The organism is Salmonella sp. K21076, assembly GCF_039650795.1.
GTDB lineage: Bacteria > Pseudomonadota > Gammaproteobacteria > Enterobacterales > Enterobacteriaceae > Salmonella > Salmonella enterica.
Genome location: NZ_JBCLYA010000043.1, coordinates 43,837 through 64,964, shown reverse-complemented (window position 1 = coordinate 64,964; position 21,128 = coordinate 43,837). Strand labels below are relative to the sequence as shown.

The 21,128-nt window shown below is 52.9% G+C and carries 18 protein-coding genes, 1 other RNA gene and 1 pseudogene; 15 read left to right on the top strand and 5 right to left on the bottom strand.

The annotated features are described in order from the left end of the window. The 4 genes and pseudogenes from tnpA to AAYN39_RS11705 all read left to right on the top strand — a co-directional run. Positions 1–226, top strand: a pseudogene (gene tnpA / locus AAYN39_RS11720) (IS200/IS605-like element IS200F family transposase); the annotation flags it as partial. Between the two features lie 289 nt (positions 227–515). Continuing rightward, positions 516–1,376, top strand: coding sequence for a small-conductance mechanosensitive channel MscS (locus AAYN39_RS11715; RefSeq protein ID WP_000389833.1), 861 nt, complete (start codon positions 516–518; stop codon positions 1,374–1,376). A 200-nt stretch (positions 1,377–1,576) separates the two neighbouring features. Next, positions 1,577–2,212 (top strand): arginine exporter ArgO, encoded by a 636-nt coding sequence (gene argO, locus AAYN39_RS11710; protein ID WP_000626880.1) that lies wholly within the window; start codon positions 1,577–1,579, stop codon positions 2,210–2,212. A gap of 93 nt (positions 2,213–2,305) precedes the next feature. Continuing rightward, a complete protein-coding gene (locus AAYN39_RS11705; RefSeq protein ID WP_000669854.1) occupies positions 2,306–3,052 on the top strand; it encodes an oxidative stress defense protein in 747 nt (248 codons plus the stop codon). Positions 3,053–3,317: 265 nt separating this feature from the next. Here AAYN39_RS11705 and argP read toward each other — a convergent pair whose 3' ends face one another. Further along, on the bottom strand, positions 3,318–4,211 hold the full coding sequence (gene argP / locus AAYN39_RS11700; RefSeq protein ID WP_000828344.1) for a DNA-binding transcriptional regulator ArgP: 894 nt from the start codon (positions 4,209–4,211) through the stop codon (positions 3,318–3,320). A 152-nt stretch (positions 4,212–4,363) separates the two neighbouring features. On the opposite strand from argP, the gene rpiA reads away from it, so the two are divergent. Continuing rightward, on the top strand, positions 4,364–5,023 hold the full coding sequence (gene rpiA, locus AAYN39_RS11695; protein ID WP_000189741.1) for a ribose-5-phosphate isomerase RpiA: 660 nt from the start codon (positions 4,364–4,366) through the stop codon (positions 5,021–5,023). A 265-nt stretch (positions 5,024–5,288) separates the two neighbouring features. Beyond that, on the top strand, positions 5,289–6,521 hold the full coding sequence (gene serA / locus AAYN39_RS11690) for a phosphoglycerate dehydrogenase (protein ID WP_001151621.1): 1,233 nt from the start codon (positions 5,289–5,291) through the stop codon (positions 6,519–6,521). Positions 6,522–6,901: 380 nt separating this feature from the next. Here the strand turns inward: serA and AAYN39_RS11685 are convergent, their stop codons facing one another. The 3 genes from AAYN39_RS11685 to zapA all read right to left on the bottom strand — a co-directional run bounded on the left by AAYN39_RS11685 (position 6,902) and on the right by zapA (position 8,073). Next, positions 6,902–7,498, bottom strand: coding sequence for a 5-formyltetrahydrofolate cyclo-ligase (locus AAYN39_RS11685; RefSeq protein ID WP_014341478.1), 597 nt, complete (start codon positions 7,496–7,498; stop codon positions 6,902–6,904). 20 nt (positions 7,499–7,518) lie between these two features. Further along, positions 7,519–7,702: non-coding RNA, 6S RNA (ssrS, locus tag AAYN39_RS11680), on the bottom strand. A 41-nt stretch (positions 7,703–7,743) separates the two neighbouring features. Next, a complete protein-coding gene (zapA, locus tag AAYN39_RS11675) occupies positions 7,744–8,073 on the bottom strand; it encodes a cell division protein ZapA (protein ID WP_001276011.1) in 330 nt (109 codons plus the stop codon). Positions 8,074–8,239: 166 nt separating this feature from the next. Between zapA and AAYN39_RS11670 the strand changes: the two genes are divergently transcribed. The 8 genes from AAYN39_RS11670 (at position 8,240) to AAYN39_RS11635 (ending at position 19,015) form a co-directional block, all read left to right on the top strand. Next, complete coding sequence (locus AAYN39_RS11670; RefSeq protein WP_000027229.1) at positions 8,240–8,818, top strand: YecA family protein; 579 nt, start codon at positions 8,240–8,242, stop codon at positions 8,816–8,818. A gap of 25 nt (positions 8,819–8,843) precedes the next feature. Then, entirely contained in the window at positions 8,844–10,160 is a 1,317-nt protein-coding gene (pepP, locus tag AAYN39_RS11665; RefSeq protein ID WP_000193684.1) for a Xaa-Pro aminopeptidase, read from the top strand. Further along, entirely contained in the window at positions 10,157–11,335 is a 1,179-nt protein-coding gene (ubiH, locus tag AAYN39_RS11660; RefSeq protein ID WP_000111142.1) for a 2-octaprenyl-6-methoxyphenyl hydroxylase, read from the top strand. The genes pepP and ubiH overlap by 4 nt, the downstream gene beginning before the upstream one ends. 128 nt (positions 11,336–11,463) lie before the next feature. Next, entirely contained in the window at positions 11,464–12,666 is a 1,203-nt protein-coding gene (gene ubiI, locus AAYN39_RS11655) for an FAD-dependent 2-octaprenylphenol hydroxylase (RefSeq protein ID WP_001192154.1), read from the top strand. A gap of 454 nt (positions 12,667–13,120) precedes the next feature. Beyond that, complete coding sequence (gcvT, locus tag AAYN39_RS11650; protein ID WP_000068738.1) at positions 13,121–14,215, top strand: glycine cleavage system aminomethyltransferase GcvT; 1,095 nt, start codon at positions 13,121–13,123, stop codon at positions 14,213–14,215. Positions 14,216–14,240: 25 nt separating this feature from the next. Continuing rightward, positions 14,241–14,630, top strand: coding sequence for a glycine cleavage system protein GcvH (gcvH, locus tag AAYN39_RS11645; RefSeq protein WP_001295377.1), 390 nt, complete (start codon positions 14,241–14,243; stop codon positions 14,628–14,630). A 162-nt stretch (positions 14,631–14,792) separates the two neighbouring features. Continuing rightward, complete coding sequence (gene gcvP / locus AAYN39_RS11640; RefSeq protein ID WP_000194962.1) at positions 14,793–17,666, top strand: aminomethyl-transferring glycine dehydrogenase; 2,874 nt, start codon at positions 14,793–14,795, stop codon at positions 17,664–17,666. A gap of 455 nt (positions 17,667–18,121) precedes the next feature. Next, positions 18,122–19,015: a transporter gene (locus AAYN39_RS11635; RefSeq protein WP_000819377.1), complete on the top strand. Its 894-nt coding sequence runs from the start codon at positions 18,122–18,124 to the stop codon at positions 19,013–19,015. A 47-nt stretch (positions 19,016–19,062) separates the two neighbouring features. On the opposite strand, the gene bglA is transcribed toward AAYN39_RS11635, so the two are convergent. Next, positions 19,063–20,496, bottom strand: a complete 1,434-nt coding sequence (gene bglA, locus AAYN39_RS11630; RefSeq protein WP_001230148.1) for a 6-phospho-beta-glucosidase BglA — start codon at positions 20,494–20,496, stop codon at positions 19,063–19,065. Positions 20,497–20,654: 158 nt separating this feature from the next. Between bglA and yqfB the strand changes: the two genes are divergently transcribed. Beyond that, entirely contained in the window at positions 20,655–20,966 is a 312-nt protein-coding gene (yqfB, locus tag AAYN39_RS11625) for a N(4)-acetylcytidine aminohydrolase (protein WP_001182971.1), read from the top strand. Positions 20,967–21,128 lie beyond the last annotated feature (162 nt).

Sequence of the window (21,128 nt, the reverse complement as noted above, 5' to 3'; positions counted from 1 at the left end):
GGGATATCTGAAGGGTAAAAGTAGTCTGATGCTTTACGAGCAGTTTGGGGATCTAAAATTCAAATACAGGAACAGGGAGTTCTGGTGCAGAGGGTACTATGTCGATACGGTGGGTAAGAACACGGCGAAGATACAGGACTACATAAAGCACCAGCTTGAAGAGGATAAAATGGGTGAGCAATTATCGATCCCTTATCCGGGCAGCCCGTTTACGGGCCGTAAGTAACGAAGTTTGATGCAAATGTCAGATCGTATGCGCCTGTTAGGGCGCGGCTGGTAAGAGAGCCTTACAGGCGCATCTGAAAAACCTCCGGCTATGCCGGAGGATATTTATTATCGTTATTTCCGGAGAGCGGCGTTAGTTAGCGCTTTCATCCGGCCAACTCACAGTGTACCTGCCTTTTTTGGGATGATGCCGAAAAATGGCATATTCCTCTGTTTTTGTTTACCTTTAAAAAGTTCTTTTCGTGAGAATGATCTCATTTGCTTGTTTTGCTATGACCAAGGAATATTGAATGGAAGATTTGAATGTTGTCGACAGCATAAATGGTGCGGGCACCTGGCTGGTACGCAACCAGGCGTTATTGCTCAGCTATGCTGTGAATATTGTTGCGGCTATCGCTATTATCATCATCGGCTTGATTGTAGCGCGCGTGATCTCCAATACGGTAAATCGTCTGATGCGTGCGCGTCATATTGATGCGACAGTAGCCGACTTTCTTTCTGCGCTGGTGCGCTATGGGGTTATCGCTTTTACGCTGATTGCGGCTCTGGGTCGCGTGGGGGTTCAAACCGCCTCGGTTATTGCCGTACTGGGCGCCGCTGGTTTAGCCGTTGGCCTGGCATTACAGGGATCGCTTTCTAACCTTGCGGCTGGGGTATTGCTGGTTATGTTCCGTCCGTTCCGCGCCGGTGAGTATGTCGATTTGGGCGGCGTTGCCGGTACGGTACTGAACGTGCAAATCTTTTCCACGACAATGCGCGCGGTAGACGGCAAAATTATTGTGATTCCGAATGGCAAAATTATCGCGGGAAATATCATCAACTATTCTCGTGAGCCGGTTCGCCGTAACGAATTCATTATTGGGGTGGCCTACGATTCGGATATCGATCAGGTGAAACAGCTGCTAACGACGATTATCGAGTCCGACGATCGTATTTTAAAAGATCGCGAAATGACGGTGCGTTTGAATGAGCTGGGCGCCTCATCAATTAATTTTGTGGTGCGTGTCTGGAGTAAAAGCAGCGACCTGCAAAATGTCTATTGGGACGTGCTGGAACGTATTAAACGTGAATTCGACGCCGCTGGTATTAGCTTCCCGTACCCGCAGATGGACGTCAATTTTAAACGCGTGAAAGATAACGCCGCGGAGTAATTTTCCTCCCGTGCTGCCTGCCGGCGCTGCGCTTATCCGCCTCCAGTATTCTCTGGTTATTGAGCGGATAAGCGTAGCCGCCATCCGTTATTCAGTCTCTTTATTAGCTTTTCTTATTAGTGATTAAAATTATCAATTTCCGCTAATAATATTCCCGCGCTATAGTCTGCCTTTAAGAAAAACAGCTCAGGGTAGTTAACGTGATATCTTATTATTTTCAAGGGGTTGCCCTTGGCGCCGCCATGATCCTTCCGCTTGGCCCGCAAAATGCGTTTGTGATGAATCAGGGAATTCGTCGCCAGTACCACCTCATGATAGCGCTGCTTTGCGCGTTAAGTGATTTAGTCCTGATTAGCGCCGGTATTTTTGGCGGTAGCGCGTTGCTGATGCAGTCGCCGTGGCTGCTGGCGCTGGTCACATGGGGCGGGGTTGCGTTCTTGTTATGGTACGGTTTTGGCGCGCTGAAAACGGCAATGAGCAGTAATCTGGAGCTGGCCAGCGCCGAGGTTATGAAGCAGGGGCGCTGGAAAATTATTGCTACGATGCTGGCGGTAACCTGGCTGAATCCGCACGTTTATCTGGATACGTTTGTCGTGTTGGGCAGTCTCGGCGGACAACTGGCTATGGAGCCAAAGCGCTGGTTTGCTCTCGGCACGATTAGCGCGTCGTTCTTATGGTTTTTTGGGTTAGCGCTACTGGCGGCCTGGCTTGCGCCTCGACTGCGTACGGCGAAAGCTCAACGCATTATCAACATTCTGGTAGGGGTGGTGATGTGGCTTATCGCCTTCCAACTGGCGCGGGAAGGCGTCGCGCATATGCACGCGCTTTTCAACTAAGCGTTGTCTGATGGACAACAGACCGATATCCGCTAAGCTTGCCTGCATGCGCCCTGTATATCAGGGCAATGACTGCAATATGGAGGAGAGACTGTGAAGTTCAAAGTGATGGCCCTGGCGGCATTAGTGGGTTTAAGTGCAATGTCGGCGCAGGCAAGCGAATTGCCGGAAGGCCCGCACATCGTGACTTCCGGTACAGCAAGCGTCGATGCTGTGCCTGATATCGCCACCTTAGCGATTGAAGTGAACGTCGCGGCGAAGGATGCGGCGACGGCGAAGAAGCAGGCCGATGAGCGCGTGGCGCAATATCTTTCCTTCCTTGAGCAAAATCAGATTGCGAAAAAAGACATTAGCGCGGCGAATCTGCGCACGCAGCCGGATTATGATTACCAAAACGGTAAAAGCATTCTGAAAGGGTATCGCGCGGTGCGAACCGTTGAGGTGACGCTGCGTCAGTTAGATAAACTCAATTCGCTGCTGGACGGCGCGCTGAAGGCGGGTCTGAACGAGATTCGTTCGGTATCGCTGGGCGTGGCGCAACCGGACGCCTATAAAGACAAGGCCCGCAAAGCCGCCATTGATGACGCGATTCATCAGGCGCAAGCGCTGGCAGCCGGTTTTAACAGCAAATTGGGGCCGGTTTACAGCGTTCGTTACCATGTCTCTAATTATCAGCCGAGTCCGGTGGTGCGAATGATGAAAGCCGCAGATGCTGCGCCGGTATCCGCGCAGGAAACTTACGAGCAGCCGACTATTCAGTTCGACGATCAGGTCGATGTGGTATTCCAGCTTGAACCTGGAACAGGGCAGACGTCGACAACGGCCGCCAGCACGCAGTAATCTCGCCCGGCCTGGGCGCTTCCAGGCCGCGTTTTCTCCCGGTGTTCTCATTTTTTGCTCCGTATTACGCAATGAAATGAAGATTTGATAATACGGTGAGCGTTTTGAGTCGCCTTGCCGCCAGCAAAAAATAGCCAATGGCGCGTCGTTTTTTGCCGCCTGAACGCAATGATTTTGTGATCAATTTCAAAGAAGCGACGGGGGAATAATGGGTCATGCAGGCCGGATAAGACGTTCACGCCGCCATCCGGCATTCATAGAGAGGCTAATCCTGACGCAGCACCTTGTGCCCGTACTCCAGCAGCGCGTCGGTCACTTTGCGCATCATCCGGCTTTCCGGGGCAAAGCGGTGCCAGTAAAGCATCCGGCGTTGTAGCAAGCCAGGCGTTAAGTTGATCAACTCGCCGCTTTCCAGCTCTTTCTCAATCTGCAGGTGAGGGATCATGCAGCAGGCCGTGCCCTGACGCGCAAGCTGTACAAACGCTTCGGATGAATTAACGATATGGCACGGCACGCTGCCGGGCGGTAGATCGAAATTCTGTTGCAAAAAAGCCTGATGCATATCATCCAGATGGTCGAACGCGACGGCGGGCGCTTTCAGCAGCGACGACCGGGTAACGCCATTGGGAAAATAGCGCTCGGCAAACGGCTTTGACGCGACAAACAGATAGTCGAGCGCGCCCAGTTTGTCTACCAGGCAACTGGGCAGCGCCTGATGCTGAATACTCACCGCGCCCACCACCTCGCCGCGACGCAGACGTTCTTGCGTGCGCGTTTCATCTTCCACCTGTAAATTGAGACGGATAGGGGAGTCCGCCAGTACTGGCGCCAGCGCCGGAAGCAGCCAGGTCGCCAGACTGTCGGCGTTAACCGCCAGCGACAGCAGTAGCGGCGTAGAGCCGGTTTGTTCATCGCCCAGCCACTCTTCTTCCAGCAGTTCAACCTGACGCAGCAGAGCCAGTAATTTTTGCCCTTGCTCCGTGGGGCGAGGAGGAACGGTACGCACCAACAAAGGTTGTCCGAACATATTCTCAAGCTGTTTTATGCGCTGTGAGACGGCGGATTGCGTGATGCACAGCTTCTGGGCGGCGCGCTCGAATCCTCGTTCACGTATAACGGCATCCAGCGCCTGTAGTGTTCTGTAGTCCGGACGTTTCATTGTTGTGTCATGCTCCTGTTATTTTTTCCGCACTATGACATAAATTTGCCGTCGGTACAGATGAAATCCGTAGCCTGTGTACGGACACGGAGATTTTTCCCGACAATGTTCTATAATGCGGCTGTATTTTCACACCACAGGCGAAACGATCTATGACGCAGGATGAACTGAAAAAAGCGGTAGGATGGGCGGCACTTCAGTATGTACAGCCCGGCACCATTGTGGGCGTTGGTACAGGCTCAACGGCCGCACACTTTATTGATGCGCTGGGCACAATGAAAGGCCAGATTGAAGGCGCGGTCTCCAGCTCGGACGCCTCGACTGAAAAACTCAAAGGCCTCGGTATTCATGTGTTTGATCTCAACGAAGTGGATAGCCTGGGTATCTATGTCGATGGCGCGGACGAAATCAACGGTCATATGCAGATGATCAAAGGCGGCGGCGCGGCATTAACCCGTGAGAAAATTATTGCTTCCGTGGCGGAGAAATTTATCTGTATTGCGGATGCCTCTAAACAGGTGGATATTCTTGGCAAATTCCCGTTGCCGGTCGAAGTGATTCCGATGGCGCGCAGCGCGGTTGCTCGTCAACTGGTGAAGCTGGGCGGGCGTCCGGAGTACCGTCAGAACGTGGTCACGGATAACGGCAACGTGATTCTGGATGTTTATGGTATGGAAATCCTTGATCCCATCGCGCTGGAAAACGCCATTAACGCGATTCCGGGCGTCGTGACCGTAGGGTTGTTCGCCAACCGTGGCGCCGATGTCGCACTGATCGGCACGCCGGACGGGGTGAAAACCATCGTAAAATGATCCCGCCAGGCGTATTTCCTGCCGCGTAAAGAATTCGGTCAGGGCAAATTTGGTGACATGTATCACGTTTAATCGTTTGCCCTGCCGATCCCTCCAAAGAAAAGTTATTCCCGGTATTTTCATCTGCTATTTCCCGCTGTATGCGATTCCTTCACGGCGTTGGCGCAAACGTTCATATTGCCGTGATAATTTTTTTTGATATGTTGAAGGACGGATGCAAATCCACACACAACATCAGATGGCAAAAAAAGACAGGATCGGGGAAATGGCAAAGGTATCGCTGGAGAAAGATAAAATTAAATTTCTGCTGGTTGAAGGGGTGCATCAAAAGGCGCTGGAAAGCCTTCGTGCGGCAGGTTACACCAACATTGAATATCACAAGGGCGCGCTGGACGCTGAACAGTTGAAAGCGTCCATCCGCGATGCCCACTTCATCGGTCTGCGATCCCGTACTCATCTGACAGAAGAAGTGATTAACGCCGCAGAGAAGCTGGTGGCGATTGGCTGTTTTTGCATCGGCACCAACCAGGTGGATTTAAATGCGGCGGCAAAACGCGGTATTCCGGTCTTTAACGCGCCATTCTCGAATACCCGTTCCGTGGCGGAGCTGGTGATTGGCGAGCTATTGCTGCTGCTGCGCGGCGTGCCGGAAGCGAACGCCAAAGCGCACCGCGGCGTATGGAATAAACTGGCGGCGGGATCGTTCGAAGCACGCGGTAAAAAGCTTGGCATTATCGGTTACGGCCATATCGGAACGCAGTTGGGCATTCTGGCGGAATCGCTGGGGATGCATATCTATTTCTATGATATTGAAAATAAACTGCCGCTCGGTAATGCAACTCAGGTGCAGCACCTGTCTGAATTGCTGAATATGAGCGATGTGGTCAGTCTGCACGTACCTGAAAACGCCTCCACCAAAAACATGATGGGCGCAAAAGAGATAGCCCTGATGAAGCCGGGTTCGCTGCTGATTAACGCCGCGCGCGGTACGGTAGTGGATATCCCGGCTTTGTGCGACGCGCTGGCGACGAAACATCTGGCGGGGGCGGCTATCGACGTCTTCCCGACGGAACCGGCCACTAATAGCGATCCGTTTACCTCTCCGCTGTGCGAATTCGATAACGTGATCCTGACGCCGCATATCGGCGGCTCGACGCAGGAGGCGCAAGAAAACATCGGTCTGGAAGTCGCAGGAAAACTGATTAAGTACTCGGATAACGGCTCGACGCTGTCCGCCGTGAACTTCCCGGAAGTGTCGCTGCCGCTGCACGGCGGTCGTCGCCTGATGCACATCCACGAAAACCGCCCGGGCGTATTGACCGCGCTTAACCAGATCTTTGCCGAGCAGGGCGTTAACATTGCCGCACAGTATCTGCAAACCTCCGCCCGAATGGGGTATGTGGTAATTGATATAGAAGCCGATGGCGATGTGGCGGAGAAAGCGCTGCTGGCGATGAAGGCGATTCCGGGCACCATTCGCGCCCGTCTGCTGTACTAATTTCCTCTAAATGGGCAGGAGATGACCTGCCCATCCTTTCTCTGGTTTCCCTGCCTCAACATCTCTTCGTGTAACGCATACATTCTGTTTTCGAGCCTTGCCGCAATTGGTAATTAAAGGCAGCGTTGCGTGTTGTACAGCAATAAAAGGAATTTACGATAAGGGCTCAGCATAGCGCTGAAACGGGAAAGCCCCTACCGAGGCAGGGGCTCTAAAAAGGAAAGGGACGATGATGAGATACGTCATCATGCTGCTGATCCTGTTAATCATCGCTTGCCCAGCATATTAACAGTGAGTACGCAGGAGGGAGGTTCGCCTCCCTCACCCTTCACCGAGAAATTTAGGTCAAAAAAGCGACGCTGTCAATCGACAAAACACGGCTACCACTCCCAAATTTTGGACGGCGTCACCACCGCAGGCAGCGGGATATCCCACTCTTCAACCGGCAGTTTTTCTACTAACTGGCAATCATGCGCGTAGCCCACAGGTAGGATCTTATGCTGCTGCCAGTTTTGTAGCGTGCGGTCATAAAAACCGCCGCCCATGCCTAAACGCTGCCCGCCTTCGTCAAACGCGACTAACGGCGTTACCAGCACATCCAGCTTTGCCAGCGGCAATACGTCGCGGACATCAAGCCGTGGCTCCCGGATATTTAAGCGGTTGGTCACCAGCGCACTCTGCGGATGATAGTGCAGAAACAGGAGGTTGCCAGGGCTGAAGGGATGAAGAACCGGAAGGTAGACGCGCTTGCCCGCTTGCCATAGCTGTTCTATCAGCGGCTGGGTGTCGAGTTCGCCATCAAAGGAGAGAAACACGGCGACAGTGTGCGCCATCACGACGGGAGGAAAGCTGAGCATTCGGGCGGCGGCCTGTTGACCAAAGCGGCGTTGCTGCTCTGGCGTCAGCGCACGGCGACGTTGCCGAATCATTCGGCGGATTTCTTGTCGTGATAAAGAGAGTTCGGGAAGTTGCGTCATGGCTGTCGCCAGTCAGAAGGGGAATCTCCGAGATGCCGCCGCAGGCTGTAACCCTTGAACCCTTGGTTCAAGGTGAATGTGTCGTCACAGTTTTAAGGCTTCTCGGACGAACCGAGCATGCTCACCAACCGCGGAGCGCCACATTCTTGTGGTATGAAATATCGGCTCAGGGGACTGGCCCGCTTGCAAACATCTCAGAGAAATACTGTTTTCACAATCACTTTACCATAGTAAAGCGAAAAGTGTTATTCAAAGTTTTGGCCCGTTTTTTCGGTTATGCGACCTTGATCAAGCAACGCCTGTTCGATGGTCTGTTGTAGCATCCGAATACGTTGTTCCATGCTCGCCGCGTAATCGCGGGTCTTCGCTTTTTCCTGAGTTAACTCATAGCTGATATTCAATGCGGCAATGAAAACCAACTGCTCAGTATTTGTGACTCTAGTACGAACTTTCAGATCTTGCAACCGCTGATTCAGATCGTCCGCAGCCTGATTCAACGCATCCCTTTGGTCAGGCGGGCAATTCACTCGCAGTGAACGGCCAAATATTTGGATATCGACGGGTTGTGCAGACATGCCACCTTCCTGCTGATTGACTGCGCTGCCTTCGTCTCCAGACCCAGGGTCCGCGAAGGGGCGACACTATAGCTACCCTGGTGTGAAGATACAAGCCCTTTTCTGGTTCACCAGGGTCCAAAGTGGTAGCATATCATGAATATCCTCCCTTTGATGACGAATGCTTATGTCTATACAGAACGAAATGCCTGGTTACGACGAAATGAACCGGTTTTTGAATCAACAAGGGGCCGGTCTGACCCCGGCTGAAATGCATGGTTTAATCAGCGGGATGATTTGCGGCGGCAACAACGACAGCTCATGGCAGCCGCTGTTGCATGACCTGACGAACGAAGGTCTGGCCTTCGGGCATGAGCTTGCTCAGGCGCTGCGCAAAATGCACGCGGCGACCAGCGACGCGCTGGAAGACGACGGCTTTCTTTTTCAGCTTTATCTGCCTGAAGGCGACGATGTCAGCGTATTCGATCGCGCAGATGCATTAGCCGGGTGGGTTAACCACTTTTTGCTTGGCCTCGGCGTAACGCAGCCTAAACTTGATAAAGTCACCGGCGAAACGGGTGAAGCGATTGACGACCTGCGTAATATTGCGCAGCTTGGTTATGATGAGAGCGAAGATCAGGAAGAGCTGGAGATGTCGCTCGAAGAGATCATCGAATATGTCCGTGTTGCGGCGCTGTTATGTCATGACACTTTCACGCGCCAACAGCCGACCGCGCCGGAAGTGCGTAAACCGACGCTACACTAAGAAAAAACGAAATGGAGGCCATGTCATGACTCAGCAGGAATACCAACGCCGTCGCCAGGCATTACTGGCGCAAATGCAGCCCGGCAGCGCCGCGCTGATCTTTGCCGCGCCGGAGGCGACGCGCAGCGCAGACAGTGAATATCCGTATCGCCAGAGTAGCGACTTCTGGTATTTCACCGGTTTTAACGAACCGGAAGCCGTGCTGGTACTGATTAAGAGTGATGACACCCACAACCACAGCGTTTTGTTCAACCGCGTTCGCGACCTGACGGCGGAAATCTGGTTTGGTCGCCGTTTAGGACAGGATGCCGCGCCGGAAAAACTGGGCGTTGACCGGGCGCTGGCGTTTAGCGAAATCAACCAGCAACTCTTTCAGTTGCTTAATGGTCTGGATGTGGTGTACCACGCGCAGGGCGAATATGCGTATGCCGACGAGATTGTTCTGGCTGCGCTGGAGAAGCTGCGTAAAGGCTCCCGCCAGAATCTGACCGCGCCGGCCACCATGACTGACTGGCGACCGATCGTCCATGAGATGCGCCTGTTCAAATCGCCGGAAGAGATTGCTGTCCTGCGCCGCGCCGGGGAAATTAGCGCTCTGGCGCATATCCGCGCGATGGAAAAATGCCGTCCGGGGATGTTTGAGTATCAGCTGGAGGGTGAAATTCACCACGAATTTAATCGCCATGGCGCGCGCTATCCCTCCTATAACACCATTGTCGGCAGCGGCGAAAATGGCTGTATCCTGCATTACACTGAAAACGAAAGTGAAATGCGCGACGGCGATTTAGTGCTTATCGACGCGGGCTGTGAATATAAAGGTTACGCGGGCGACATCACGCGTACTTTCCCGGTGAACGGGAAATTTACGCCAGCTCAGCGTGAAATTTATGACATCGTTCTGGAATCGCTGGAGACCAGCCTGCGACTGTTCCGTCCTGGTACCTCTATTCAGCAGGTGACCGGCGAAGTAGTGCGCATCATGATAACCGGGCTGGTGAAGTTGGGGATTTTGCAAGGAGAGGTTGATCAACTGATTGCCGAGAATGCGCATCGTCCTTTCTTTATGCATGGCTTGAGCCACTGGCTGGGGCTGGATGTTCATGATGTCGGCGTTTATGGGCCGGATCGCTCCCGCATCCTGGAGCCGGGCATGGTGCTGACCGTAGAGCCAGGCCTCTATATCGCGCCGGATGCCGACGTGCCGGAAGCGTATCGCGGCATTGGCGTTCGAATTGAAGATGACATTGTCATTACCGAAACCGGTAATGAAAACCTGACCGCTGGCGTTGTGAAGAAGGCGGATGACATTGAGGCATTAATGGCGGCGGCGCGGCAGCAATGAGCGTCATTATCGTTGGCGGCGGCATGGCAGGCGCAACGCTGGCGCTGGCCATCTCTCAGTTCAGTCATGGGACGTTGCCGGTACACCTGATTGAAGCGAAAGCGCCTGAAGCCGACGGTCATCCCGGCTTTGACGCCAGAGCGATTGCGCTGGCGGCGGGCACTTGCCAGCAACTGGCGCGAATTGGCGTCTGGCAGGCGATTTCCGATTGCGCAACGGCAATCAACACCGTACACGTCAGCGATCGCGGTCATGCCGGATTTGTGACTCTAGACGCGCAGGATTACAGCCTGGCAGCGTTGGGTCACGTTGCGGAGCTGCATGATATCGGGCTGCGTCTGTTTGCGCTCTTGCGTAAAGCGCCAGGCGTTACGCTGCACTGCCCGGAGCGCGTAGCCAGCGTGTCGCGTACCCAACAGCAGGTTAACGTCACTCTGGAAAACGGCAATGTGATAGCTGGCAGCGTGCTGGTGGCGGCTAACGGTACCCACTCCGCGCTGGCATCAGCCTGCGGCGTTGACTGGCATCAGGAGCCTTACGAACAGTTAGCGGTGATAGCGAATGTCGCGACCGCTATCCCGCACCAGGGACGCGCCTTTGAACGTTTTACCCCCAATGGCCCGCTGGCGATGTTGCCGATGTCGCATGGCCGATGTTCGCTGGTTTGGTGTCACCCGCTCGACCAGCGCGATGAGGTGCTGAGCTGGTCCGACGCGCAGTTCTGTCATGCGTTGCAGGCCGCGTTCGGCTGGCGGCTGGGGCGAATTACTCAGGCGGGTAAGCGCAGCGCGTATCCGCTTGCCCTGACTACGGCGGCGAAAGTGTTTACTCACCGGACTGTCGTGGTCGGCAATGCGGCGCAGACGTTGCATCCTATCGCCGGACAAGGGTTTAATCTCGGTCTGCGCGATGTCATGAGCCTGGCGGAAACGCTGGTCGCGGCACAGGACGCGGGCGAGGATATTGGCGCCTGGCACGTGTTATCGCGCTATCAGCAGCGTCGTCAGGTTGACCGGGATACGACGATTGGCGTAACGAACGGTCTGGTCCATCTGTTTGCAAATCGTTGGGCGCCGCTGGTTATTGGGCGCAATATCGGTTTAATGGCGATGGAATTATTACCACCTGCGCGCGATGCGCTGGCACAGCGAACCTTAGGTTGGGTTGCGCGTTAAGCAGATCTGTAGGCCGGATAAGGCGTTTACGCCGCCATCCGGCATCGTGTTCGTAAAAATGCCGGATGGCGGCGTAAACGCCTTATCCGGCCTACGGTTTTGATTGTTCCGGTTTCCAGGAGTAAATAGTGCAAAGTGTTGATGTAGCAATAGTTGGCGGAGGCATGGTGGGACTGGCTGTCGCCTGCGGCTTGCAGGGGAGCGGTTTGCGCGTTGCGGTACTGGATCACGTTGTTCCCCAGCAGTTGGCGAACGATGCGCCGCCTCAGCTTCGGGTGTCGGCGATTAATGCCGCCAGCGAAAAACTGCTTACCCGTCTTGGCGTATGGTCAAACATTGTGGCGCGACGGGCAAGTTGCTACCACGGTATGGAAGTCTGGGATAAAGACAGCTTTGGCCGTATTACGTTTGATGACGCAAGCATGGGATATAGCCATCTGGGGCATATTGTTGAAAACAGCGTCATTCACTATGCACTGTGGCAAAAAGCGCAGCAAGCGGCGGATATCACCTTAATGGCGCCAGCGGAGTTACAGCAGGTTGCCTGGGGAGAGAATGACGCCTTCCTGACTTTAAAAGACGGCGCGATGTTAACCGCGCGTCTGGTGATTGCCGCGGATGGCGCCAACTCCTGGCTGCGTAACAAAGCGGATATTCCCTTAACTTTCTGGGACTACCGTCACCATGCGCTGGTAGCGACTATCCGCACCGAAGAGCCGCACGGCGCGGTTGCTCGCCAGGTGTTTCATGGTGAAGGTATTCTGGCGTTTTTGCCGTTAAGCGATCCGCATCTGTGTTCCATTGTCTGGTCGCTTTCTCCGCAGGATGCGGAGCGTATGCAACAGAGCGGCGACGAGGCGTTTAACCAGGCGTTGACTATCGCCTTCGATAATCGGCTGGGCTTATGCCGCCTGGAAAGCGAACGGCAGGTTTTTCCGCTGACGGGCCGCTATGCTCGCCAGTTTGCCGCGCATCGTCTGGCGTTGGTCGGCGATGCCGCGCACACCATCCATCCGCTGGCAGGGCAAGGCGTCAACCTCGGTTTTATGGACGCGGCCGAACTGGTGGACGATCTGTGCCGGCTTCAGCGCCAGGGCAAAGACATTGGCCAACATCTTTATCTCCGTCGTTATGAGCGTAGCCGTAAACATAGCGCGGCGATGATGCTTGCCGGGATGCAAGGTTTTCGTGACCTGTTTGCCGGCGAAAACCCGGCAAAAAAATTGCTGCGCGACATCGGACTGAAACTGGCGGACACGCTCCCCGGCGTCAAACCCCAACTGCTTCGCCAGGCAATGGGGCTAAACGACCTTCCGCAATGGCTTCGTTAAGCGTCTGACTGCACGCCAGCAAGAGTTTGAAACCCGTCACACTTTGCTTTCCCGGCTATCGCGCCGGGGGGCTTTCCTCGTTTGAAATAATCTAATTTCACCGCTTATTTCGCATTATATTTTCTAATGCCACTATTTTTGGAGAACGCGATTTTCGACATTTTTTCCGCATTTAATATTAATTTATGTTGTGATAAATCGTATCAGCTTCATTTTTATGGAAGTTATTTAGCGTAATAGTGGTTTTTTGTGCTGATGGGATTTTAGCGTTTTTTAGTCATAAGCTAATGTGATGGTAAATTCAGCCTTATGGTTTAGCGCCTGGTTCGGTGGTAAGTTCAGGAGCAAGAGAACGTTTGCGTCGGCGCAGGAAAAAGGGCGTCGATGCCAGGTTTCGTGGCGAAGATTTCCCATGAAAATGGTTGTTAGCCCCCGCTAATTCAACGAGGAAAAGATGGCCCAACAGACGCCTTTGTACGAACAACACACGCTATGCGGCGCCCGCATGGTCGATTTTCATGGCTGGATGATGCCCCTGCATTACGGCTCTCAGCTTGATGAACACCACGCTGTGCGCACCGATGCCGGGATGTTTGATGTATCGCATATGACCATTGTCGATCTTCATGGTAGCCGTACACGAGAGTTTCTACGTTATCTGCTGGCAAACGACGTCGCGAAGCTAACGAAGACGGGTAAAGCCCTCTACTCCGGTATGCTTAACGCATCGGGCGGTGTGATAGATGACCTGATTGTCTACTACTTCACTGAAGATTTCTTCCGTCTCGTTGTTAACTCCGCCACCCGCGAAAAAGACCTCTCCTGGATTACCCAACACGCTGAACCTTATGCCATCGACATCACCGTTCGTGACGACCTGTCGCTGATTGCGGTACAGGGGCCGAATGCGCAGGAAAAAGCGGCGACTCTGTTTACTGACCAACAGCGCCATGCAGTAGAAGGTATGAAGCCGTTCTTCGGCGTTCAGGCGGGCGATCTGTTTATCGCCACCACCGGTTATACCGGCGAAGCGGGCTATGAAATCGCCATGCCGAATGAAAAAGCGGCGGATTTCTGGCGTGCGCTGGTGGAGGCGGGCGTGAAGCCGTGCGGTCTTGGCGCGCGCGACACGCTGCGTCTGGAAGCAGGCATGAACCTGTACGGTCAGGAGATGGATGAAGGTATCTCTCCGCTGGCGGCTAATATGGGATGGACTATCGCCTGGGAACCTGCTGACCGCGACTTTATTGGCCGTGAGGCGCTGGAGATGCAGCGTGAAAAAGGCCATGAGCAGCTTGTCGGTCTGGTGATGACCGAGAAAGGCGTATTGCGTAATGAACTGCCGGTGCGTTTTACCGATGCGCAGGGCAATCAGCAAGAAGGCATTATCACCAGCGGGACGTTTTCCCCAACGTTGGGCTACAGCATTGCGCTGGCGCGCGTTCCGGCGGGCATCGGCGAGACGGCGATTGTACAAATTCGTAACCGTGAAATGCCGGTAAAAGTGACTAAACCTGTTTTTGTGCGTAACGGCAAAGCCGTCGCGTGATTCATCCTTTTTTGGAGATTAATTGATGAGCAACGTACCCGCAGAACTGAAATACAGCAAAGAACACGAATGGCTGCGTAAAGAAGCGGATGGCACTTACACCGTTGGCATTACTGAACACGCTCAGGAGCTGTTGGGCGATATGGTTTTTGTTGATCTGCCGGAAGTCGGCGCGACCGTAAGCGCGGGCGACGACTGCGCCGTGGCGGAGTCCGTAAAAGCGGCGTCCGACATTTATGCGCCGGTAAGCGGCGAGATCGTGGCGGTAAACGATGCGCTGAGCGACTCCCCGGAGCTGGTGAACAGCGAACCGTATGCCGGTGGCTGGATCTTTAAAATCAAAGCCAGCGATGAAAGCGAGCTTGAATCGCTGCTGGATGCCACCGCGTATGAGGCATTGTTAGAAGACGAATAATGTTGTGCCGGATGGCGCTAATGCTTATCCGGCCTACTCACTGCAACGCGAATGATTTTGCGTATTCGTTTTCGCACGCGTAGGCCCGGTAAGCGTCAGCGCCACCGGGCAATTGAGTTAGAGACACCTACGATTCACTGCACGTTTCAGGAACCATCGCCCATGACACAGACGCTAAGCCAGCTTGAAAACCGCGGCGCTTTCATTGAACGCCACATCGGACCGGACGCCGCGCAGCAGCAAGAGATGCTGAATGCGGTTGGCGCCGAGTCGTTAAACGCGCTGACAGGTCAGATTGTGCCGAAAGACATTCAGCTCGCGACTCCGCCGCAGGTTGGCGAGGCGGCAACCGAATATGCCGCACTGGCGGAATTAAAAGCCATCGCCGGGCGTAACAAGCGCTTCACGTCCTACATTGGCATGGGCTACACCGCCGTGCAGCTACCGCCGGTTATCCTGCGCAACATGCTGGAAAATCCAGGCTGGTATACCGCCTACACTCCTTATCAGCCGGAAGTCTCTCAGGGGCGCCTGGAAGCGCTGCTCAACTTCCAACAGGTGACGCTGGATCTGACCGGACTGGATATGGCTTCGGCTTCTCTTCTTGACGAAGCCACCGCTGCCGCCGAAGCAATGGCGATGGCAAAGCGCGTCAGCAAACTGAAAAATGCCAACCGTTTCTTTGTGGCGGCTGACGTCCATCCGCAAACGCTGGACGTGGTACGTACACGCGCCAAAACCTTTGGCTTTGACGTGATTGTCGATGACGCGGACAAAGTGCTGGATCATCAGGACGTATTTGGCGTGCTGTTACAACAGGTAGGCACCACGGGCGAAATTCACGACTACGGCACGCTGATTAGCGAACTCAAAGCCCGTAAGGTGATTGTCAGCGTCGCCGCCGATTTTATGGCGTTGGTGCTGCTTACCGCGCCGGGCAAACAGGGCGCGGATATTGTTTTCGGCTCTGCGCAACGTTTTGGCGTACCGATGGGTTACGGTGGCCCGCACGCGGCGTTCTTTGCCGCCAAAGACGAATTTAAACGCTCCATGCCAGGCCGTATTATCGGCGTCTCAAAAGATGCGGCGGGCAATACCGCACTGCGCATGGCGATGCAGACTCGCGAGCAGCATATCCGCCGTGAGAAAGCGAACTCCAACATTTGTACCTCGCAGGTACTGCTGGCTAACATCGCCAGTCTGTATGCCGTTTATCATGGACCGGTTGGCCTGAAACGCATTGCGAATCGTATCCACCGCCTGACCGATATTCTGGCGGCCGGTCTGCAACAGAAAGGCTTAAAGCTGCGTCATGCGCACTACTTTGACACGCTGTGTGTGGAAGTAGCTGATAAAGCTGCGGTACTGGCGCGTGCGGAAGCGGCAGAGATCAATCTGCGCAGCGATATTCATAACGCGGTGGGTATTACCCTTGATGAAACCACCACCCGTGAGAATGTGGCGCAGTTGTTCAATGTTTTGCTGGGCGACAGCCACGGTCTGAACATTGAAACACTGGATAAAGACGTGGCGCTTGATAGCCGTTCCATTCAGCAAGGTATGCTGCGTGACGATGCGATTCTGACGCATCCGGTATTTAACCGCTACCACAGCGAAACCGAGATGATGCGCTATATGCACTCGCTGGAGCGTAAAGATCTGGCGCTGAACCAGGCGATGATCCCGCTGGGTTCCTGCACCATGAAGCTGAACGCCGCCGCCGAGATGATCCCTATCACCTGGCCGGAATTCGCTGAACTGCACCCGTTCTGCCCGCCGGAGCAGGCCGAAGGATATCATCAGATGATTAGCCAGCTTTCTGACTGGCTGGTGAAACTCACCGGGTACGACGCCGTCTGTATGCAGCCGAACTCCGGCGCGCAGGGGGAGTACGCGGGGCTGCTGGCGATTCGTCATTATCACGGAAGCCGCAACGAAGGGCATCGCGATATCTGCCTGATTCCGGCCTCTGCTCACGGCACTAACCCTGCTTCTGCACATATGGCAGGAATGCAGGTGGTGGTTGTGGCGTGTGATAAGAACGGCAACATCGACCTGGACGATCTGCGGGCCAAAGCAGAACAACATGCTGCGAACCTCTCTTGCATCATGGTGACCTATCCGTCCACCCACGGCGTCTATGAAGAAACGATCCGTGAAGTGTGTGAAGTTGTGCACCAGTTCGGCGGTCAGGTTTACCTTGACGGCGCGAACATGAACGCTCAGGTCGGCATTACCTCACCGGGCTTTATTGGCGCGGACGTTTCGCATCTTAACCTGCATAAAACTTTCTGCATTCCGCACGGCGGCGGTGGCCCAGGCATGGGACCGATCGGCGTGAAAGCGCATCTGGCGCCATTCGTACCGGGTCATAGCGTGGTGCAAATTGAAGGGATGCTCACCCGTCAGGGCGCGGTGTCTGCGGCGCCGTTCGGCAGCGCCTCCATTTTGCCGATTAGTTGGATGTACATCCGCATGATGGGCGCAGAAGGCCTGAAGCAGGCAAGTCAGGTCGCGATTCTTAACGCTAACTACATTGCCAGCCGTCTGAAAGACGCGTACCCGGTACTGTATACCGGTCGCGATGGCCGAGTGGCGCACGAATGTATTCTTGATATTCGCCCATTGAAAGAAGAAACCGGCATCAGCGAGCTGGATATTGCCAAGCGTCTGATCGACTATGGTTTCCATGCGCCAACCATGTCGTTCCCGGTGGCGGGCACGCTGATGGTAGAGCCGACGGAATCTGAAGGTAAGGCTGAGCTGGATCGCTTTATCGATGCGATGCTGGCTATCCGCGCAGAGATTGACCAGGTGAAAGCCGGTGTCTGGCCGCTGGAAGATAACCCGCTGGTGAACGCGCCGCACATTCAGAGCGAACTGGTCGCCGAGTGGGCGCATCCGTACAGCCGTGAAGTTGCCGTATTCCCGGCAGGCGTGGCAGACAAATACTGGCCGACGGTGAAACGTCTGGATGATGTTTATGGCGACCGTAACCTGTTCTGCTCCTGCGTACCGATTAGCGACTACCAGTAATTTACTGATTCGACTGTTTTCTAAAGGCGCTTCGGCGCCTTTTCAGCTTGTTAATAAAGTGCGTTTTGTTTATGTCGGATGCAGTGTGAGTGCCTTATTCAGGCTACAAAGTGTTACTAATTCAATATATTACAGTAAATCGTTGGCTCCTGTCAGGCAACCTGGCGTTTGTATCAGTGTATTAGCCAGAATTAAATTACCGGTTTTTTAGAGCCTAATGATTCATTGTGCATCATTTTTACCTTGCTGTTATTTAATCAAAACAACACAGCATATTTACATATAGTTACAAATAGTTTCTCTTCGGAATCGTTATTTACCTCTCAATATAGTTACAAAAATTTCCGTATATTAAATTCATCAAGCTATTAATTTAAATTATAAATTAAAAATAAGCATAAATAACGTAAATATTTATTAACTTAGCGCTTTGTTTTTTATACCTGGAGGGAATAATGAAACGATTTATATTTCTGCCATTAATGACATATTTTCTATTAATGAATGCAATGGCAGCTAACGGAGAAAATAATCCCAGTAATCTATTAGGTGCACCAGTTAATACCGCTATTTCTGGTGGTTCAGTATTGCCGGAAGGAAAGTTATTAACCGCCGTGAATAGCTCATTTCGCGATAAAGATCATCAAATCGAGGGGCACGGAAGTCCGGATGTTTACTCCCAGATATGGTTATTGAAGATTCGTTACGGTTTGACCGACAGACTGGAATTATCAACTGTGGGTTCCTATATCAATAACAAACGAGACAATCTGTCTCCTGAGCACATAGAGGGAATGAGCGACCAATCGGTGGGGGTCAATTATGCTTTAATGAGCCAGCGAAGAGGTGATCCGTTTTGGGTTACGGTAGGTGGGGCAGTATTACTACCCACCGGGCAAGATGGAGATAATCATTTGCCTGGGAATAGCGCCTGGGGAGGAAGAGTAACACTCACTTTAACAAAATTATTTACTCCTAACATTAAAGGGGATATGGGTTTTGTATATCAGGGACCATTTGAGCGCGGTAACCAGGACGTGAAACGAGGTAACGAATTCCAGTGGAATACCCAGGTGCGGTATATGTTTAGCGATTTACCGCTGGATCTTGGTCTGGAAAGTGCCTACAGCAATAATGCCTCTGGAACGAAAAAACTGTCTAATGGCAGCGTAATTAATAACCATTCTGGAACTACCGAATGGGTTGTTGGTCCGTCATTTAATATTGCCGTCGATTCACTGAAATTATGGTTTGGTGCCGGAGCCTTCTTCCCGGTAATGCAGGAAGCGAAGTCGCCAACCAAAATGGAAGATGTACGCTGGGAATTTAAAATAGGTAAGACCTGGTAAGACTCGTTCAAAGTGTTACCCGCCGACTGGCGGGTAACGTGCAGGAGTTAAAGCTTCTCGCCGTTGCTGGCAATCACCTCTTTGTACCAGTTGAAGCTCTTCTTACGCGAACGCGACATATCGCCCGTACCGTCATCGTGCTTGTTCACGTAGATTAAGCCGTAGCGCTTGCTGTACTGACCGGTGGTGAACGACACGCAGTCGATGCAGCCCCACGGCGTGTAGCCCATCAGGTCGACACCATCGTAAGTCACCGCTTTTTTCATCTCTTCAATATGGGCGCGCAGGTAGTCAATGCGATAGTCGTCGTTGATGCTGCCATCTTCTTCTACTTTGTCGTAAGCACCAAAACCGTTTTCGACAATAAATAGCGGCTTTTGATAGCGTTCGTACAGTTCACACAATGAATAGCGCAGACCCACCGGGTCAATCTGCCAGCCCCAGTCAGATGCTTTAACATAGGGGTTCGGTACGCTGCCTTCAAAACCGGAAATCGCATCGCCGCTACCGCCTTCGGCTTTGACCGCGTTGGTCATGTAATAACTGAAACCAAGATAATCGCAGGTGCCTTCGCGCAGCACTTCAAGATCGCCATCTTCCATTTTGATGTTAAATCCGCGGCGCTCCCACTCGTTCAACACATAGGACGGGTAATAGCCGCGCAGCTGCACATCGGTAAAGACGTAGCGTTCACGCATCGATTCCTGAGCAAACATCACATCTTCTGGTTTACAGGAGAAAGGATACAGCGCGACCATCGCCAGCATACAGCCAACTTTCATCTGTGGATTAATACGACGTGCCGCTTTTACCGCCAGCGTGCTGGCGACAAACTGATGATGTAAGACCTGATACATGGTTTCTTCTGGATTCTCATGCTCGGTATACACCACGCCGGAACAGCAGTAGCCAAACAGCGGCGCGCGCCAGTTTCGCTGGTTGTTAATTTCGTTGAAGGTCATCCAGTATTTGACCTTATGTTTGTAGCGTTCAAACACGACTTCAGCAAAACGGACAAAGAAATCAACCACTTTACGATTGGTCCAGCCGCCGTAGTGCTGTACCAGATGTAATGGCATTTCAAAGTGAGAAAGGGTGATGACCGGTTCGATGTTGTATTTGAGTAACTCATCAAACATGTCGTCGTAGAATTTCAGACCGGCCTCGTTTGGCTGGGATTCGTCGCCATTCGGGAAGATACGCGTCCAGGCAATAGAAGTACGGAAGCATTTGAACCCCATTTCGGCGAAAAGACGGATGTCTTCTTTGTAATGTCCGTAAAAATCCACCGCCTCGTGGTTCGGATAGTATTTGCCAGCAACGACATTCTGGGTGATTTCGCGTGGCACGCCGTGTGCGCCGCTGGTTAGCACGTCGCAGATGCTGGGGCCTTTACCGTCTTTATTCCAGCCGCCTTCAACCTGGTGTGCGGCAACCGCGCCGCCCCATAAAAAATCTTTTGGCAGGGTGAGTTTTCTCATTGTTGCATAATCTCAATTTATTTAGTCTGTTATCATTCATTCTGCACCAAGTGGCATGTAAAGCGTACGCAAAATTCCAGGATGCTCGCGTGTCGGGGCAAGAACACATTCAGATCGTAACATCCACTTCAAGGGGCCATATTCAGGGGGATAACCACATGCAGCCAAATGACATTACTTTCTTTCAACGTTTCCAGAATGACATTCTGGCAGGGCGTAAAACCATCACTATTCGTGATGCCTCCGAGTCCCACTTTAAAGCAGGCGATGCTCTACGCGTGGGGCGGTTCGAAGATGATGGCTATTTTTGCACAATCGAAGTGACAGGAACGTCAACTGTGACGCTGGATACGTTGAACGAAAAACATGCGCAACAGGAAAATATGTCGCTTGATGAGCTGAAACGGGTCATTGCTGAAATCTATCCCAACCAGACGCAATTTTATGTGATTGATTTTAAATGCCTTTGATAAATATGAACGCGTGTTAGTTGAGTTTTTGTAGTTAATTTGTTGAATAATAAACAAAATTTAATTTTGCGAATTTATTTTAGCTAACATGTGTTCACTGGAACCATTCTCAGTTACGCTAGAGGTGCAGTTCATCGTTATGAACGTTTCTCCGGAGTAAGT

Coding starts and splice junctions, on each gene's coding strand:
- AAYN39_RS11715 (WP_000389833.1), top strand. CDS start 516: ATGGAAGATTTGAATGTTGTCGACAGCATAAATGGTGCGGGCACCTGG.
- argP (WP_000828344.1), bottom strand. CDS start 4,211: ATGAAACGTCCGGACTACAGAACACTACAGGCGCTGGATGCCGTTATA.
- rpiA (WP_000189741.1), top strand. CDS start 4,364: ATGACGCAGGATGAACTGAAAAAAGCGGTAGGATGGGCGGCACTTCAG.
- serA (WP_001151621.1), top strand. CDS start 5,289: ATGGCAAAGGTATCGCTGGAGAAAGATAAAATTAAATTTCTGCTGGTT.
- AAYN39_RS11685 (WP_014341478.1), bottom strand. CDS start 7,498: ATGACGCAACTTCCCGAACTCTCTTTATCACGACAAGAAATCCGCCGA.
- zapA (WP_001276011.1), bottom strand. CDS start 8,073: ATGTCTGCACAACCCGTCGATATCCAAATATTTGGCCGTTCACTGCGA.
- AAYN39_RS11670 (WP_000027229.1), top strand. CDS start 8,240: ATGTCTATACAGAACGAAATGCCTGGTTACGACGAAATGAACCGGTTT.
- pepP (WP_000193684.1), top strand. CDS start 8,844: ATGACTCAGCAGGAATACCAACGCCGTCGCCAGGCATTACTGGCGCAA.
- ubiH (WP_000111142.1), top strand. CDS start 10,157: ATGAGCGTCATTATCGTTGGCGGCGGCATGGCAGGCGCAACGCTGGCG.
- gcvT (WP_000068738.1), top strand. CDS start 13,121: ATGGCCCAACAGACGCCTTTGTACGAACAACACACGCTATGCGGCGCC.
- gcvH (WP_001295377.1), top strand. CDS start 14,241: ATGAGCAACGTACCCGCAGAACTGAAATACAGCAAAGAACACGAATGG.
- gcvP (WP_000194962.1), top strand. CDS start 14,793: ATGACACAGACGCTAAGCCAGCTTGAAAACCGCGGCGCTTTCATTGAA.
- AAYN39_RS11635 (WP_000819377.1), top strand. CDS start 18,122: ATGAAACGATTTATATTTCTGCCATTAATGACATATTTTCTATTAATG.
- bglA (WP_001230148.1), bottom strand. CDS start 20,496: ATGAGAAAACTCACCCTGCCAAAAGATTTTTTATGGGGCGGCGCGGTT.
- yqfB (WP_001182971.1), top strand. CDS start 20,655: ATGCAGCCAAATGACATTACTTTCTTTCAACGTTTCCAGAATGACATT.